Origin of the sequence: Rothia nasimurium (assembly GCF_014217215.1) — a bacterium.
Taxonomy (GTDB): Bacteria; Actinomycetota; Actinomycetes; order Actinomycetales; family Micrococcaceae; genus Rothia; species Rothia avistercoris.
The window spans coordinates 327,898-343,863 of sequence record NZ_CP056080.1 but is presented as its reverse complement, the minus strand read 5'-3'; the positions used below and the strand labels follow the sequence as shown (position 1 = coordinate 343,863).

Annotated in this window: 13 protein-coding genes and 2 tRNA genes; 6 read left to right on the top strand and 9 right to left on the bottom strand. The window is 60.0% G+C overall.

The window, feature by feature from the left end; translation table 11 throughout:
- Positions 1-77: 77 nt before the first annotated feature.
- From HWU94_RS01635 to HWU94_RS01610, 6 genes are all read right to left on the bottom strand, one after another.
- A tRNA-Ser gene (locus tag HWU94_RS01635) sits at positions 78-168 on the bottom strand.
- A 65-nt stretch (positions 169-233) separates the two neighbouring features.
- Positions 234-887 carry a TetR/AcrR family transcriptional regulator gene (locus tag HWU94_RS01630; protein WP_244955991.1) on the bottom strand — a complete coding sequence of 218 codons (654 nt, stop codon included), beginning with the start codon at positions 885-887 and terminating at the stop codon, positions 234-236.
- A 107-nt stretch (positions 888-994) separates the two neighbouring features.
- Positions 995-1,480, bottom strand: a complete 486-nt coding sequence (gene tadA, locus HWU94_RS01625) for a tRNA adenosine(34) deaminase TadA (protein WP_185174027.1) — start codon at positions 1,478-1,480, stop codon at positions 995-997.
- Between the two features lie 18 nt (positions 1,481-1,498).
- Complete coding sequence (locus HWU94_RS01620) at positions 1,499-3,718, bottom strand: RecQ family ATP-dependent DNA helicase (protein ID WP_409348797.1); 2,220 nt, start codon at positions 3,716-3,718, stop codon at positions 1,499-1,501.
- Complete coding sequence (locus HWU94_RS01615; RefSeq protein ID WP_185174026.1) at positions 3,718-4,455, bottom strand: hypothetical protein; 738 nt, start codon at positions 4,453-4,455, stop codon at positions 3,718-3,720. The genes HWU94_RS01620 and HWU94_RS01615 overlap by 1 nt, the downstream gene beginning before the upstream one ends.
- Positions 4,456-4,527: 72 nt before the next feature.
- Positions 4,528-5,034 (bottom strand): asparaginase domain-containing protein, encoded by a 507-nt coding sequence (locus HWU94_RS01610; protein WP_185174025.1) that lies wholly within the window; start codon positions 5,032-5,034, stop codon positions 4,528-4,530.
- 231 nt (positions 5,035-5,265) lie between these two features.
- Between HWU94_RS01610 and HWU94_RS01605 the strand changes: the two genes are divergently transcribed.
- Positions 5,266-6,153 (top strand): hypothetical protein, encoded by an 888-nt coding sequence (locus HWU94_RS01605; protein WP_185174024.1) that lies wholly within the window; start codon positions 5,266-5,268, stop codon positions 6,151-6,153.
- Between the two features lie 146 nt (positions 6,154-6,299).
- Positions 6,300-7,142 carry a sulfurtransferase gene (locus tag HWU94_RS01600; RefSeq protein ID WP_185174023.1) on the top strand — a complete coding sequence of 281 codons (843 nt, stop codon included), beginning with the start codon at positions 6,300-6,302 and terminating at the stop codon, positions 7,140-7,142.
- Between the two features lie 2 nt (positions 7,143-7,144).
- Here the strand turns inward: HWU94_RS01600 and HWU94_RS01595 are convergent, their stop codons facing one another.
- The gene (locus HWU94_RS01595) at positions 7,145-7,627 is read right to left on the bottom strand and encodes a 3-hydroxyacyl-CoA dehydrogenase NAD-binding domain-containing protein (protein ID WP_185174712.1); all 483 of its coding nucleotides are present in this window, start codon (positions 7,625-7,627) and stop codon (positions 7,145-7,147) included.
- A gap of 165 nt (positions 7,628-7,792) precedes the next feature.
- Positions 7,793-7,865: transfer RNA gene (locus tag HWU94_RS01590), tRNA-Lys, on the bottom strand.
- 112 nt (positions 7,866-7,977) lie between these two features.
- Here HWU94_RS01590 and HWU94_RS01585 point away from each other — a divergent pair.
- Positions 7,978-8,679 (top strand): histone acetyltransferase, encoded by a 702-nt coding sequence (locus tag HWU94_RS01585; protein WP_185174022.1) that lies wholly within the window; start codon positions 7,978-7,980, stop codon positions 8,677-8,679.
- Positions 8,680-8,835: 156 nt separating this feature from the next.
- Here the strand turns inward: HWU94_RS01585 and HWU94_RS01580 are convergent, their stop codons facing one another.
- Positions 8,836-12,753 carry a S8 family serine peptidase gene (locus tag HWU94_RS01580; RefSeq protein WP_185174021.1) on the bottom strand — a complete coding sequence of 1,306 codons (3,918 nt, stop codon included), beginning with the start codon at positions 12,751-12,753 and terminating at the stop codon, positions 8,836-8,838.
- 506 nt (positions 12,754-13,259) lie between these two features.
- On the opposite strand from HWU94_RS01580, the gene HWU94_RS01575 reads away from it, so the two are divergent.
- The 3 genes from HWU94_RS01575 (at position 13,260) to HWU94_RS01565 (ending at position 15,965) form a co-directional block, all read left to right on the top strand.
- A complete protein-coding gene (locus HWU94_RS01575; protein ID WP_185174020.1) occupies positions 13,260-13,877 on the top strand; it encodes a DUF47 domain-containing protein in 618 nt (205 codons plus the stop codon).
- Positions 13,877-14,887 carry an inorganic phosphate transporter gene (locus tag HWU94_RS01570; RefSeq protein WP_185174019.1) on the top strand — a complete coding sequence of 337 codons (1,011 nt, stop codon included), beginning with the start codon at positions 13,877-13,879 and terminating at the stop codon, positions 14,885-14,887. Before HWU94_RS01575 ends, HWU94_RS01570 begins: the two co-directional genes overlap by 1 nt.
- 100 nt (positions 14,888-14,987) lie before the next feature.
- Entirely contained in the window at positions 14,988-15,965 is a 978-nt protein-coding gene (locus HWU94_RS01565) for a glycosyltransferase family 2 protein (protein ID WP_185174018.1), read from the top strand.
- Position 15,966 lies beyond the last annotated feature (1 nt).

Sequence of the window (15,966 nt, the reverse complement as noted above, 5' to 3'; positions counted from 1 at the left end):
TATGTCACGGGGCCTCTTTTGGGCATGAAAAAACCCGCTCCCTCTAGCTCTCACTAGGGGAAACGGGTTTTTATCACTGGCGGTGACGGAGGGATTTGAACCCTCGGTACGGGGTTACCGTACACAACATTTCGAGTGTTGCACCTTCGGCCGCTCGGACACGTCACCAAACTCTGGAAATTTTACCCTAGATACCCCGGTCACTCAACTCAATGGGGCTTGCGGGCGGGGTTCTAGCCCTGGATATACCCGTCGATAGTGAGCATGGCGAGCTCGGCTCCCTCTTCGGGGGTGCGTTCTGCGCCGTGGCGGGTTTCGTCCATGGAGAGCATGAAGACCGCACCAAAGATAATGAGGGAAACCCCCTCAATGGAGCGGTCTGTGCGCACGGTGTAGCGGGTAGCCAGACGGCTAATGAGCTCGCGGATAAAGCGCATAATATCGGCACGGATCAGGTCGGTGGTGGGCGACCAGTCCGCACCGGCCCGCCAGAGTTCAGAGACCCACAGGCGAGCGAAGCCGGGGTGCTCGCTCAGATAGATAATGGCGGCGTGCAGAGCACTCCGCAGGGCTTCTCGCGGGTCGTCATGATTACTGGCGACCGTGGTCATCTCGGCCAGCAGCAGCTTGGCACCGTACTGCAGGAGCTGGTCGATCATGGTCTTCTTCGACCCAAAGTTGTAGTAGACCGTGCCCTTTGAGACTCCGGCGCGTTCAGCAATATCTTCTACGGTAGTCGCGGTGGGGCCGCCTTCGCTCATGATGTCCATGGCGGCTTCAAAGAGTTTGAGCTGGGTCTTATTTGTGCGCCCGGGGCGGCGTGTGCTCGCCTCGACCACCGGTGTTTGGTGCGCATAGACGACCGCTTCTACCTGTTGCGTGGTCACACCTTCCCCTTACCGTATTTGAAAAAATAATGTTTCTTTTTCAAAGATACATGATGACGGGGCAGGGTTGCAGGTTTCTATCACTCGTGTGAAGAGCTATTTTCTCTCTACCGATGTTTTCTAAAGAAAGTAGTCAGCAGCTCGGCGCATTCGCTCTCAAGCACGCCGGGGTAGACCTCTACCCAGTGGTTGACTTTGCGGTCGCGCAGCACGTCGTAGACGCTCCCGGCAGCTCCTGTTTTTTCTTCCCAGGCCCCCATCACCACGGTGGGCAGGCGGGCCAGCAGGATAGCCCCGGCGCACATGAGGCAGGGTTCGAGGGTAACAACCAGGGTGCAGCCCTCTAGCCGCCAGCTACCCAGGTGTTCGGCGGCCTGCCGAATGGCGATGACTTCGGCATGGGCGGTGGGGTCGGCATCGGCTTCGCGCCGGTTGTAGCCGTGCCCGATCACCTGCCCGGTGGCGTCCACAACCACCGCCCCGATAGGCACATCGTCACTGGCTAGGGCCAGCTTTGCCTGGTCAATGGCCTGGCGCATGAGGGCTTCGTGCTGCGGGTTGCGCGGACGCGTGGGCAGGGCGGATCGGGGCATGGTTCCTTCGGCGCGTGCTTAGTTGGTGAGGGCCAGGGCGTAGGGCAGGACGGCAGTCGCACCGGCTGCCCGCAAGATACGGGCGGTGACGGTGGTTGACCAGCGAGAGTCAATTCTATCGGTGACGACGAGAACCGGGCCCGGGTTGATCGCCAGATAGTCGGCTGCCGCCGGTGGTAGGCGGTAGGCGTTCAGCACCCCGGCACAGCGGAAGACGCTGTTGCCGCCGAAGTGGGCGGGGGCGTCCACCAGTTCAAAGTCGCCGAGGTCGGCCAGGCGTCCGGCTGCGGCGATACCGCGGGCCAGCGAGGATGCCAGCTGCGGACGCACCGGCGAGGGCAGCCCGATAACGGCGACCGGGCGCTCTTCCCAGCCCCATTCAGCCAGCACCTGCAGGCTGGCTCGGCCCAGGTCGGCGGGGACGGGGCCGTCCGCAGCCTGCCCGTCGGGGCTGGGGGCAAAAATCTCGCGCAGGCGGTTACCCCAGCCCAGGTCGGTCAGACGGGCAAGTGCCCGGCCCTCACTAGCGCGTTCAGTCTCGGCGATCTTGCCACGCAGGGGCTTACCGGTGACTTCATGTACCGCCTGGGGAACCAGGCGGTCAAGGCCGGTGGGCCACATGCCGCGCGGCTCAATGAGTACGCCCACGCGGGCCAGGGCCGCCCCTGCCTGCTCGGTCAGGGCCGGATTAAAGCCGGTGGGGTACCAGGGGCCAGCGCACACGTCGCAGATGCCGCAGGGACGGGCTGTGGTGTCATCGAGTTCGCGGGCGAGGAAGACCATGCGGCAGGTATCGGTGTGCTGGTAGGCCAGCATGGCTTCCTGCTCGCGCTGACGGGCCTGGCGCACCCGGGCGTAGCGGGGGGCGTCGTAATGCCAGGGGGCTCCGGTCGCTACCCAGCCGCGGGTGCCGCGTTCTACAGCCCCTTCCACCGCTAAGACCTTAAGGAGCAGGTCAAGAGAGGATCGCTTAACATCGACTCGGGTTTCGAGGGCAGGCACGCTCAGCTCTGTGCCCGCGGCGGTTGCCTCGGTCAGCGCCGCCAGCACGGCACCGGTGTTTTCTTCGGTCGGCATGGAGGCCGTGGCGAAGTAGTCCCAGATTTCCCTATCTTCGCTGCCGGGCAGCAGGAGCACATCGGCCTTGATAGCGCCACGACCGGCTCGGCCCACCTGCTGGTAGTAGGCCACGGCGCTGGAGGGAGCACCCAGGTGCACCACAAACCCCAGGTCAGGCTTATCAAAGCCCATCCCCAGGGCGCTGGTAGCTACCAGGGCTTTGACCCGGTTTTCTTTCAGGGCGCTTTCGGCCTCACGCCGTTCGTCGGGGTCGGTTTTACCGGTATAGGCCAGCACCTCGTAGCCGGCAGCCCGTAGGGCTGTGGCGGTATCTTCAGCCGCTGAGACGGTCAGGGTGTAGACGATGCCAGAGCCCGGCAGGCTGCCAAGGTGGGTGGCCAGCCAGCCCAGGCGGTCACTGGCGGTAGGTAGGGTAAGGACGCCCAGGCGTAACGAGTCGCGGGACAGCGGGCCCCGCAGAATAAACACGTCGTCAGCGGAGCCCGCGCTACCCTGCTGCCGGGTGCCGAGCTGCTCGGCGACGTCCTGCACCACCCGCTCGTTAGCGGTTGCGGTGGTAGCCAGCACGGGGACGCCGGCGGGCAGGGCCGCGATCAGGTCACGGATACGGCGGTAGTCGGGGCGGAAGTCGTGCCCCCAGTCAGAGATGCAGTGGGCCTCGTCAATGACCAGCAGGCCACAGGTCCGCACTAGCTCGGGCAGCCAGTCTGAGCGGAAGGAGGGGTTATTGAGCCGCTCAGGGCCCACCAGCAGCACATCGAGTTCACCGGCAGCGAGCTGGGCGCGCACGGCGTCCCACTCGGTCACATTCGACGAGTTGACCATAGCTGCCCGCACTCCGGCGCGGGCAGCGGCCTCTACCTGGTCGCGCATGAGGGCCAGCAGGGGCGAGACGATGAGGGCGGGCCCGCTCCCCCGCCTGCGCAGGAGCAGAGCGGAGAGGAAGTAGACCGCCGACTTACCCCAGCCGGTTCGCTGGATTACCAGGGCCCGGCGGCGCTGCTGCACCAGGGCCTCAATGGCCTCGAACTGGCCGGGGTGGAAGGCGGCGGCGGGGTTGCCGGTCAGGCGGGCAAGGAGCTCGGTAGCTTCAGTCCGCAGGCTCCCGGGCAAAAGGACGCCGCCCGCCACCGGGGCTGGCTGTTGGGGCAGGGGCACTAGCGCTGGCCCCGGTCAGCGCCCAGGTAGGCCTGCTGCAGTTTCCACTGCTGGTAGGCCTTAATCTGACGCATGTAGGTTGAGACGGGGTTCTTCCAGACGAAGACCAAAAAGACGATAGCTAGCACGCCAGCGAGCAGGTCTACCAGCATGGCCCAGTGGAAGACCAGAAGCAGTGTCAGTGCCCCCATGAGCAGGTTCAGAATCTGGAAGCTCGCCACGACAGTCAGAACGATACGGGCCCAGTTATGACCCTTGTTCATCATGATCGTGAAGAAGACGAGCAGGGCAGACCAGATAAGACCAAAGACCAGACCCATAATGAGGCCGGCAGTGGCGAAACCTGTATCTGTACTCGCAGTTATCTCAGCCTCCGCCGCAGCGATGTCTTCTTCGGTCATCATCCCGCTGAAGAGGGAGAGGATGCTGTTGCTCGTTGCCTGCTGAATCTCCTGGTAGAAGATAGTGCCCAGAATAGACCCCAGAACACCCAGGCCAATCATCACGTACATGATGAGGCTGGCGGTCTTGAGGGCCTGCGGGCGCTCGGGGGCATCCATGTGGGCGGGTAGGCCCTGCCCATAGGCCTGGGCGTAGCCAGCGTAGGCTCCCTGCTCGGTATAGTGACTGGGCTGGCTTGCCGAGTAGGCCGGGGGCTGGGCCTGGTTGGGGTAGGTGGGGGGCTGCTGGGACTGGTAGTTACCGGTGGTGTTGTCGTTGCCGGGGTACTGGCTCACGGGGTCCTCCTGGTCAGTGGGTGGCCGATGCTTGTTTTAAGCCTACCGGCCAATAGCCCAGCTCACCAGGGTTTACGCAATTTCGAAGATGCCGCGGGCCCGGTCCTTTTTTACGGAGGAGGCAGGGAAAATACGGCCGCTCATCGAAATGTAGACGCCGGGTTCGAGCAGGTTGAGGGCGGCGACTGCTGCGCCCAGGTTGAAGCTGGCGTCGGACTTTCGCATAGACGCCGGCTGCATGGCCCCGGTGAGCACAACTACCTTGTTGCCGAGGGTGGCGTTGGCTTCGAGGTAGCGGGCGGTTTCGGGCATGGTGTCGGTGCCGTGGGTGATGATGACGCGGTCGTTCTGTACGGCGTTGAGAGCCTCGGTCAGTACGGCGCGGTCGGCATCAACCATATCGAGGCTGTCGAGCTTGAGCACACTTTGAACCTCAAAAGCGGTGTCAGTGAGCACGTAGCTGAGCAGCTCGGGTACTGAGGGTTCACCGATTTCAAGCTCACCGGCTACGGAGTAGACCTTGTCGAAGGTTCCGCCGGTGGTCAGTATGGTCACGGCTTCTGCATTGTTGATGGGCATGACTTCCTTGAGGGGTTGCGGGGTTTTGTTTCTCAGTCTAGTGGAGAGGCAGGCGGACGCCCGTGGTCGGCTCAGTGGGCGGAATTGGGACCTCCTGCCCCTGATTTAATTCGCCCATGGCGAACTTGGACAAGAGAGCACTCCGTAAACGCAGGGTAAACAACAGGGAAAGTAAGGTGTGCCACAAAATTTTACCCCGAAACCCCGGCCTTCAACGCCACCCTGCCCATTGTGGAGACCTACCACAAGAGCGACTCCCTCACGGCCAACATCCTCAACGCCCGCCCCGTCTGCAACGCCTGGGAAGACTACCGCACCATGGTCTACAAGGTCACCGATAACTTCACCCCCGTCGGTACCATCTCAACCACCAACAGCACCTCAGCACCCGTCAACCTCACCCAGAACCTCTCCAAGACCCAGACCGTCACCATGAGCGTCAACGGGTCAAAGACCGAAACCGCCTCCTTCAACCTGGGCGGCACCCAGAACCTCGATAAGGGCAGCATCAACGCGGGCATCGCCTACTCCATCGCCAAGACCGTAGGCGACGACGCCTCCTACTCCCTCTCCTGGAGCGTCGGCCAGACCATCGGCCCCTACGAAGTACCCGCAGGCTACACAGGCGAAGCTACCTACGGCTTCCGCACCATCGCCATGACCGGCACCCAGCAGTACTGCATGCTCAACGGCGCCTGGTCCAACCCCGTCGCCCTGCGCCTCAAGAACGTAGGCACTGAGCGCTACTACGGCGACTTCCCCGTGGTCTCCTTCCGCATCGACGGGAAGACCGCATCGGGCCCCACCGGCGTTGACCGCCTGATCACCCCCGGCTGGTTCAACGGCGCCTACACCCGCGACCTGGGTTTTGATGCCGCAACCTCAACCCGCAGCTTCCTGGTCACCCTGGCCAACCCCATCAAGGCCGGTGAAACCCAGCTGGTTGCCAACCTCAACTTCGGTGACGGCCTCACCTCAGAGGGCCGCCTGCGCAACTACATCACCGTCACCCAGGTCGGCCGTATCGCCGGCGATACCTCAACCGGTAACGACCAGAACCGCGATTCTCGCGAAATCACCCTGACCGATACCGGCCGCAAGGCAAGCGGCATCTTCTAAGCCGCCCGGCTCCCAGACCTCGAGTGCCCGGCTTACTGCGCCCCGGTGTCCTTCTGCTCCCCGCATAAGGACGCCGGAGCGCAGCCTTTCGCGGGTAGCGGCAGAGTCAGTAGCATGAGAGGGTAACAATCCCCCGTGAAAGGCTGATGATGCCCGAAACTTCCACCATTAATCTGCGCTTCCCCATCGTGGGAGCCCAGTGGCTGGCAGCCAATATTGCCGCCCCGAACCTGGTCATCCTGGACGCCTCCGTCGGCGAGTTCGCCGGCGCTAGCACCGGCATACCCGGTGCCCGCCGCTTTGATATCGACGGTGAGTTCAGCGCCCCCGAGGGCGTGCACACCATGCTGAGCGCCGAGGACTTTGAAGCTAAGGTCCGTGCTCTCGGCATCAGCAAGGACGCCGCCATCGTGATCTACGACCGCCAGGGCATGTTCTCTGCCGCCCGCGGCTGGTTCATGTTTGTGGCCATGGGGCACGATAACGTCGCCGTGCTTGACGGTGGCCTGCCCGCCTGGGAGGCAGCAGGTTTCAACCAGCTCCCCCTCAACGAGGGGCCTTTCACTCCCGGTTCATTCGTGGCAGAAGACCGCGGCCTCTTCGTTGACGCGCTCACGACCAAGGCCTTTGCCGAGCGGGAGGACGCCGCCGTCATTGACGCCCGCAGCGCCGAACGCTTTGCCGGCACCGCACCCGAACCCCGCCCGGGTCTGCGGGCAGGCCATATCCCAGGCTCCGTCAACCTGCCCTTCACTACCCTGCTCGATGAACAGGGGCGCTTCCGCGCCCCCGAAGAAGTCAAGGCAGCCGTGGACGCGGTGGCAGGGGATGCTGAAACCCTGATTTTCTCCTGCGGCTCCGGCGTGACCGCCTGCATTGACGCCCTCGCAGCCTATGTATCGGGCTATACCGAACTGGCTGTCTACGACGGCTCCTGGGCCGAGTGGGGCGCAGAGGACCCGGCGGGCCTGCGCCCAGTTGAGCAGTAGCGCTACTGGTCGAAGTTTTCGGTCCAGTAGTCGTTGGCTCCGGTGATGTTGCCGTCCTCATCGTAGAGGTAGAAGCCCACGGTGTCATAGGCAGCGAAGGGGCCTGCCTTGGTACCGGTAGCGATGGCCCATGCCTTATCGATTTCTTCAGGGGTACCTACGCCGTTGACGTAGAGCTTTGCGCCGGCATCGAGCCAGGGAATGAGCAGGGAGTTCAGCAGGTAGCCGGGCTGCTCCTTGCGGACGTAGACAGGGACCATGCCGGTTTCTTCGGCGTAGCGAATGGCGTCCTTGATGCTTTCTTCGTCGGTCTTGGCGGTGCCCATAATTTCGGCGGTGTTGCGAACCCAGACTCGGTTGGCGTAGTGGATGGCCAAGAAGCGGTCGGTGTGGCCGCTAGCATCTGCGAAGTCGGAGGGCAGCAGAGACGAGGTGTTGTAAGGCGTGTGTCGCCTAGCGCTCAGGGGATGCCCACACTTGTTCATACGCACAACATGTTCCACCCACCGTCAAATGTGGCAGCAGCACCGCCACATTTGGCGGCGAGTGCCACAGGTGGACGGCCGTTCCTTGACGAAGCCCAAAACATGCCCGTCCGCCCATATAGAAAAAGCCCCTCACCTGTTTTACCAGGTGAGGGGCTTGTTTTGTGCGCCCTGTGGGGCTCGAACCCACGACCCACGGATTAAAAGTCCGATGCTCTACCAACTGAGCTAAAGGCGCATCCACTGAGTAAACTCAGCGCCTTCCACTATACACGCTGAGAACCATACCCACAAAATGTTAACCATCTGGTAGCGGCAGTGCCCCAGCGACTACCGCTAAACTAACAGCTATGTCAGCCGCCCGCTTCCACCGCCCCGTCAAGTTCTCCACCGAAAAATTCGAGCGCTTCCAAGGCGGCACCAGCCCAGAAGACCTCACCTCCGCCGCCCAGGCCTCCGCCCGGGCCATTCTCGCCCGCGGACGTGTTAATGAAGACCCCTCCGTCACTAAGCGGTTGGTGCACTTTACCGACGAGTTCGGTATCGAAGCGGTCGCCCAGCTCTGGGCACGAGCCGCACCGGTGACGGTGGCAGGTGCCCTCTGGCGCATCTACGCTTTACGCGGTGTTATCCGAGCAAATGCACGGCTCATGAGCTACTACTACGAGCGTGGTATGCACTCCAACTACCTGGCCCAGGCTCTTGCTGGTGTTCCCTCAACACCCACCGCTCAAGAAATCTGCGCCACCGTTGATGCCATTCTGGCCGGGGCCTACACCGGTGATTTCGACATAGCCCTGGAACGCTTTGCCGCTTTCTGCCGAGTACTCTCCCTGGGGCAGGACGACATCGCCCTAGAACTGCGGCACGGCCAGTCACTCACCGAATACGGGAACGGCCTCTCCGAGCCGCTCCACCTGCCCTCCCCAGAGGTCAAAGCCGAAGGGGCGAGCCGCTCTCAGCGGCTGCGCGCAGCGGCCCGCAGGCTCATAGGCACAGCGCGGGAACTTGAAGAAGCCGCCGCGCTCTGGCGGGCGGGCACCCTCGACTAATCGTTCATTAACCTGCCCCCCCCCCGAGTCCTTATGTCTGGCTCACTTTCTGGGCGCGGAAAAGGGCCCCGTCCGCTATTTCTACCGGGCCGGGGCCCCTCTCTATCTACCGGTGGGGTGCCGGTAAAAGTTTTACCGGCTAGTCCCTACCCGGCCTTAGCGGCTTGCTACGTTCTGGTCGTAGCGGTAGATGAAGGCTGCCATAGCATCACGGGCAATCGGGGTGACGGGGCGGAAGGTGCCATCGTCCCAACCGGTGGTGACACCGACCGAGTTCAGCCAGGAGATTTCCTTGTAGAACTGGTCACCGGGCTTCACATCGCCGAACTTGGATTCAGCAGGGGCGGTGTAGGCAGGTTCACCAGCGTAGCGGTAGAAGAAGGCTGCCATAGCATCGCGGTTGACGTTAGCATCGGGGCGGAAGGTGCCATCGGAGTAGCCGGTGGTGATACCCATGTCATGCATCCAGGCGATTTCCTTGTAGAACTGATGGGTGGTGGGCACATCAGAGAAGGGGGAAACGCTCGGTGCAGTGTACTGGGGTGATCCAGCCATACGGTAGAAGAAGGCTGCCATAGCACCACGCTCAACATTGTTCAGCGGACGGAAGGTGCCATCGGGGTAACCGGTGGTGATCTTCTGGTTAGCCAGCCAAGAGATTTCCTTGTAGAACTGGTCACCGGGCTTCACATCGGTAAACCGAGGAGTAGCCACATCGGTTGAGGGGCTGGTCTCGGTTACATTGAGAACCTCTGCCTTGGTGCCGTCTTCCCCGGGCTTAACACCGGAAAGATCACCGCTACCGTTGTGGAAGTGCAGGAGCAGAGCCTCGTAGTTCGTAGCGCTACCGGGGCCGACGCGGCCTACGGTGATGTCTGCATCGGGTGCATCGACGAACAGACCCTGAGCGCCTGAGTCCTTACCGGTGAAAGTGAGTTCAGGTGAGTAGGGGTTGTAGCTAATCCAGTCGGTACGATCTACACTGGAGGGTTCGTACCAGGAATAGGTAGAGACAGAGTAGCGCAAGCTCTTAGCGTTAGCTTCATCAACACCGATAACCGACAGGTTGACAGGCAGGGCCATGACGTTGCTATCGAAGGTGTTGGTATCAACATCACCAAACGCACCGTTCAAGGGCTGAAGGTCAAGCAAGGTTAGCTGACCGTTGACGTAACCGGTGGTGTAGACCAGCGGGTAGTCCAGGCCAGGGGAGCGTCTCGTCATCAAGATGTAGTCAGCACGATTGTCGTTGTTGACGTCAATGCCTACCTCAACCGGGGTGGGTGAAGTGAGATTTTCCCAGTTAGCCCAGGTTGAGATGCCGATGGTCATGATGCCGTTCTTGGCTACGTCCCCGCCGGAGGCCTTGAGAGCAGGAACGTTGCTGTAGGCACCAACGTACTGCAGGTCAACGCGCTGGCTGGTCAGGGCGCCAAGACGTGAGCTCTGAATACGGTCGCTCTTAGCGCCAAGCTGGTAGGCACCGACCAGTGAGGTGTAACCGCCTTGATCTACGGGGGTCCCCTCCAGGTCAATCTTTGCTTCGGTTGCATCGTTAGCAAATTCAATGCTTGAAGATGCAGCCTTCATATCAGCAATCGGCTTGGGAGCAATCTGAATGGGCAGGCGAGTCTGCTGCTTACCTTCGGTCAGTATCAGACGACCAGACTCAATGCTCAGGTACTGACGCGCGGTACCCAGCTGCTCCAAGCTGCTGGCCGGATCAATTTTCTTTTCCAGCTGGGAAGGGTCAACGGTCACGGTAACGGTGACATTAACTTTCTGGCCAGGCTGGACGGTGACGCTACTGGGTGTGGATACGGTTACACCGGGAGCCTTTGATGAGGCTTCAAAGGACAGAGCGTAAGTGTGAGCTACAGAATCGTAGTTATCCACGACTATATCCCGGGTATAGGTCTGCACACCGGCATTGGGAAGAACTTCAACCACCCCAAAGCTCTCGGAAACCTGCGCGGGGTTGTCAGCGTTGTAGACCAGTACATTCTGGTTGACAGCCTGGAGGGCGTCAACACGACCAGAGCCTACACGCTCAACGGAGTGAATAGCGCCATCAGCGGTTTTCAGGTCATGGACAGCGGAGTTCATGATAGCTGCCTTGACCTGGGGAGCTGAGTAGTTCTGGTGGGCTTCGTAGACCAGAGCCGCAATACCGGCTACGTGGGGGCTAGCCATAGAAGTACCGCTGTAGACGGCCTTACCGCTACCGCTACCTACAGCAGCTGAACCAATGTTAGTACCGGGTGCGGCAACATCGGGCTTGGTGTAGCCCTGTGAGCCGTGAACGCCACGACCGGTTGAATCGTTAATCTGGTCGAACTGTGTCGAATCAATGACCTTGGAGCCAATCCAGTCTCCCTTGAGCTTAATCTTCAGTTCACCAGCTTCAGCGGCAGCCCGGACCTTTTCGGCGTCACTCTTGCTGAGACGAACACCGGGAATCGTGCTGTTACCTGCAATACCAACGTTCTCAATTTCAACATGTGATGCTAGGACAACGCCCTTAGCACCAGCCTTTTCCAGGTTGTCGAAACGGACCTTAGAGCCGCAGGGGAAGGTACCGGTTTCATCGGCCCAGTCGATAAAGACCCACTTGCCCTTGAAGTCAGTGCCCTCGGGGAAAGCATCGCAGGCAAACTTATTGTTAGCAGGTGCTGCAACAACGGTACCGGTAAGCTGCTCTTCACTCGCTGCTGAGTAGTCGAAGTTGACCGAGTAGTCACCGGTGACCTCGCCAGCCAGGTTGCTGGGAGCGGTTACTTCTGCCTTATCAACATAGGTTTTTGAGCCGATGCTGTTAGCAACTGCTAGGGCAGAAACGGCATTGGCGGGGTTACCCGAGATCGAGTAGGTGTCTCCCTCGCCCATAGCAGCACTGGAGTTACCGGCTGCCGCAACGCTGAGGATGCCGTAGCGGGTCAGTGCATCTACCAGAGCGTTTTCAGGATCGTCAATAGCGCCAAAGTCGGCACCCAGTGACATGTTGACAACATCTACACGGTCATCGTACTTACCATCGCCGTTGGGGTCCAGGGAGCGGTCAAGAGCCAGACCGGTCAAATCGGTGGAACCTTCACACCCAAAGACGCGGAAGCCAACGATCTGTGCACCGGGTGCTGTACCTGCGCCGATCTTCATATCGCGCATCTCGTCTTCAGTGATCTTGGTGTAATCGCCCTTATAGGTGCTACCGTCGGGGTTTACAGCGTAACCCGCGGCAGTACCTGCAACGTGGGTACCGTGGCCAGCGGCCTTACAGTCCAGAGGGTTACCGTCAGGTGTTGGAACCCGTGTGTTACTGCCATACTCGTCACCGGCGAAGTCATAACCGCCGATGAACTTCTCAGGGTCGTAGAGACCGGAATCTGCGGCAGGCATCTCGCTTGAAGCTGCAGCCTTATCGTATGCCTCGCTCGTACCGGGGCCACCAAACTGGGTGTGGGTGTAGTCCACGCCGGTGTCGATGACAGCAATTTTGACACCCTTACCGGTGAAACCTGTTTGCTGCCAGGAAGCAATGGTTTTGGTGTCGATGGCTGAGCCAGCATTCGAGGGGTACTTAGCAACGATGGGGGAAATTTTAACGACGTCGCTTCGGGAGGCAAGTTCGCGGATCTTTGCGGCATCACCGCGCAAGGCTACACCGCGCACAGTGTTGTAGGTGGTGTAAATGACATCTGCACCAGCTGTAGCGGCCGCTGACTGGCCCTGCTGCTCAACTGCTGCAGCAATAGCCTGGACCTGCGCCTGAGCATCAACAGCGGTTGATTGCTCACCCTGCAGAACAGAATCTGGCTGGGTGCTCTCGTAAGCGCCCTTACCGCGGAACTGGACGAAGACGCTAACCTCGCCCTCAGCTGCCTGCATGGAGGGAGTAATAACCTGGTCCCCAACCTGGTGACCAGGTTGTGCTACAGCGTCTATAGAACTCTGGAAGAGCCGTGCATCTTCTATAGCACCTGCTGCGGGCAGACCCAATGTGACGGCCATACCCAAGCCAAGAACAGATGCAACGCAAGTGCGAGCCACCTTCTTGGGTGTGTATTTTTCATTCATTGAAGGATTCCTTTGAATCAGTGATTCACGGTGTAAAAATGCGAGTGTATAAAAACCATGTCGCACATCACATTCCTAGTCAATAGAGGCCCGTCTTATTACCCAAATATTTAGCCCCACCCACAAAATCAGGGAAACAAGGGGCAACAATTTGCATTACACGACCACTTCTGCACCCACAAAGACCCCCTCAAAATAACCTCGCACGGAGGCTTGACAGACGCACCGCAGAGGAGAAAGATGTATTACAAGATGTCAGGCTGCTAATAGGTAGCCCCGGGCTCCAAATCTTTAGCCGCTTCGAGCGGCCTTCCGCCGAGAGGCGCTCCCAGCCTGACATCGCTAAACTTCATACCGCAGTTGCCGGGCTCCGCCTCCCTTCCCACGAGGCAGGTAGCCCGGCTTTTGCGTCCGCCCCATTACAGGCGAGCACCACCCCGTTAACCTTGGCGCGGTACCATAAGCTCAGCACCTGCCCACCCGCCCACACCCAGGAGAGCTGGCCCATGCTCCAACGCATGTTCCCCCAAGAAAACACCTCGCTGACCGCCCTCGCCGCGCTCTCAGAACAGGTCACTGGAGCAGCTGCCCTGCTCTCAGAAATGGTGGGCTCCCCCGAAGACCGCTACCTAGAACTTCTGGAACGCACCCTCACCCACGAGGCTGCAACCCTCGACATGCTGCACACCACCATGACCGCTGTGCGCAGCTCATTCTCAACCCCTATCCCCCGCGAAGATATCTACACCCTGGCTGTTTCACTCAACAACGTCGTTGAAAAGCTCACCTCAGCAGCCAACATTCTGCATCTCTACCACATCGTACGTTTCTCCCCTAAGGCAGCGACCCTGCTCGACCTCATCCAGCGCCAGGCAGTGCTCACCACCGAAATCATCCCCAAACTCAGCACCCTGCGCGACCTTGACGACTACTGGATCACCATGCTCCGCATCACCAAGCAGGCCGTGCGCATTGCCGAAGAATACGATGCAGACATCCAAGACCGCTACAAGCAGACCCGCTACCTGCAGACCACCCGCTTCGTACACAAACTCATCGAAGCGTCCGAAGCTATGCGCACCGTCGCCACAGAAATCGGCCGCATCATCGTGCAGGAATCCTAGTGACCCTCACCCTCTTTGCCCTCAGCTGCCTGGCCCTGGTCGCCTTCACCTTCGTCACCGGCTTTCACGACGCCCCCAACGCCACCGCCATACCCGTCAAAACCAGGGCCCTCACCCCTAAAATAGCCCTGCGCACCAGCGCCCTCTTCAACGCTATCGGCATAGCCATAACGGGTATCATGCTGGGCTCCGTCACCACCCACTGGCTGACCGTGCCCCACAATAACACCGGCCTGGGGCTCATTCTTACAGCCCTCATCTCAGCTATTATCTGGGGCATTATTACCTGGTGGTTCCGCATTCCTTCCTCTTCCACCCACGCCCTCATCGGGGGTTTTGCCGGTGCCGCCTGGGCCGCCCGCGCCACCGACCTGGGCACTTCCACCCCCTTCTCTGAGCCCCTCGCAACCTTCCTTTTTGTGCCCCTTATCCTGGCCCCCATCGTCCTCTTCATCCTCGCCTGGGCAGCAGTTTTTCCCTTCTACGGCCTGCTCCAACGCTCCTACCCCTCCACCGTCAACCGATTCTCCCGCAGCGTCCTCTCCCTCGCCAACTCACTGATCTCCCTCATTCACGGAATCCAAACCGGCCAGCGCGCAGTCGTTATCTACGCTGTTCTCCTACTCTCCGCCGGGCTCGAAGTACACCCCACCACCTACATCATCTCCGCCCTCTTCCTTGCCATGGTGCTGGGCTTCGGCACCGCCCGGGGCAGCTCCCGCATCGGCTACACCTTCGCGCACCAGATGGTCAAAGTTGACCCCTTCCGCGGGGCAGTTGCCCAAAGCTCAACCGCACTAGCCATGGTGCTTCTGCAGTTCTTCCTCAACACCCCGGTCTCATCCTCCCACCTAGCGGCCTCCGCCGTCCTCGGCTCAGGGGTCAACCAGCGCTTTGCCGCTGTGCGCTACAAAATTGTGCTCCGCATAATCCTGACCTGGCTTATCACCATGCCGGCCTGCTTTATCCTCTCGGCAATCCTCTTCCTGGCGCTCTCGCCCCTGCTGTAGCGCTCCGTGCCCCTAATATCGGCGCGCTCTCGGCGTAAAGCCCACCCGTTCGATATATTGGGGACTAAGCCCACGCACACGCCCACTTTTAGAGAGCACTATGTCTACAGTCGCTATTATCATCCGCACCAAAGATCGCCCCGTTTTTCTACGGCGCGCCCTGGCCAACATCGCAGAGCAAACATATACCGACTACGTTGTTGCGGTAGTAAATGACGGGGGCTCCCGACAGGACGTAGACCGCATTGTTGCGGAAGAACCCCGCATTAAAAACTCCATAGTGATTCATAACGAGGAATCTCGTGGCATGGAAGCTGCTTCAAACCAGGGTATTCAGGCCACCAAATCGACCTATATCGCTATCCACGATGACGACGATTTATGGGAGCCTACCTTCCTCGCTACGACGGTTCAGCGTCTTGAAGAATCCGGGGAACAGATGGTCACAGTACGCACCGACGAATACTTCGAGCGGCTTACTGCTGACGGATCCTTTGAGTTCATCGATTCACGCCCCTTCTGGGCGATCCTCAACGACATCACGGTCCAAGATCTCACCCGCATCAACCGCGCAGTTCCGATCTCGATTCTGCATCGTCGATCACTACACGACGAACTTGGTCTCTATAACGAGAGCCTGCCGGTGGTAGGTGACTGGGAATTCAACCTACGTGTTGCGGCTAAATACCCTATTCTGTTTATCGACGAGCTACTTGCCCATTGGTCACAGCGTCCCGATCAAACCGAAGGAGCACTCGCCAACAGTGTTCATGCAGGAAAAATTCTCCACGGAATCTATGATGGGCGTGTTCGTGCACAGGCTATCCGTGATCACTTAGCGGGTAACGGGCATATTGGTTCCTACCTCTATCAAGCCCATCTAGCTAACCAAATTGACGGCAGCGTGGGGCACACCATTGACCTCACCAACCGTGTTCTTGATGAGCTGAGAATAATTAGTGCCAAACTAGACCGTATAGAAGAAACCACTCGCACCACCTCAGAGCGACTCGAACGCATCGAGCGGGCGTTGTCTTTCAAATCTCGCCTTAAACGCTTTGTGAAAGGAAATCGCTAAT

Bases quoted from the DNA above. Each gene is read 5' to 3' on its own strand.
- tadA (WP_185174027.1), bottom strand. From the start codon at position 1,480: ATGCCCCGATCCGCCCTGCCCACGCGTCCGCGCAACCCGCAGCACGAA.
- HWU94_RS01610 (WP_185174025.1), bottom strand. From the start codon at position 5,034: ATGCCCATCAACAATGCAGAAGCCGTGACCATACTGACCACCGGCGGA.
- HWU94_RS01600 (WP_185174023.1), top strand. From the start codon at position 6,300: ATGATGCCCGAAACTTCCACCATTAATCTGCGCTTCCCCATCGTGGGA.
- HWU94_RS01595 (WP_185174712.1), bottom strand. From the start codon at position 7,627: ATGAACAAGTGTGGGCATCCCCTGAGCGCTAGGCGACACACGCCTTAC.
- HWU94_RS01585 (WP_185174022.1), top strand. From the start codon at position 7,978: ATGTCAGCCGCCCGCTTCCACCGCCCCGTCAAGTTCTCCACCGAAAAA.
- HWU94_RS01580 (WP_185174021.1), bottom strand. From the start codon at position 12,753: ATGAATGAAAAATACACACCCAAGAAGGTGGCTCGCACTTGCGTTGCA.
- HWU94_RS01575 (WP_185174020.1), top strand. From the start codon at position 13,260: ATGCTCCAACGCATGTTCCCCCAAGAAAACACCTCGCTGACCGCCCTC.
- HWU94_RS01565 (WP_185174018.1), top strand. From the start codon at position 14,988: ATGTCTACAGTCGCTATTATCATCCGCACCAAAGATCGCCCCGTTTTT.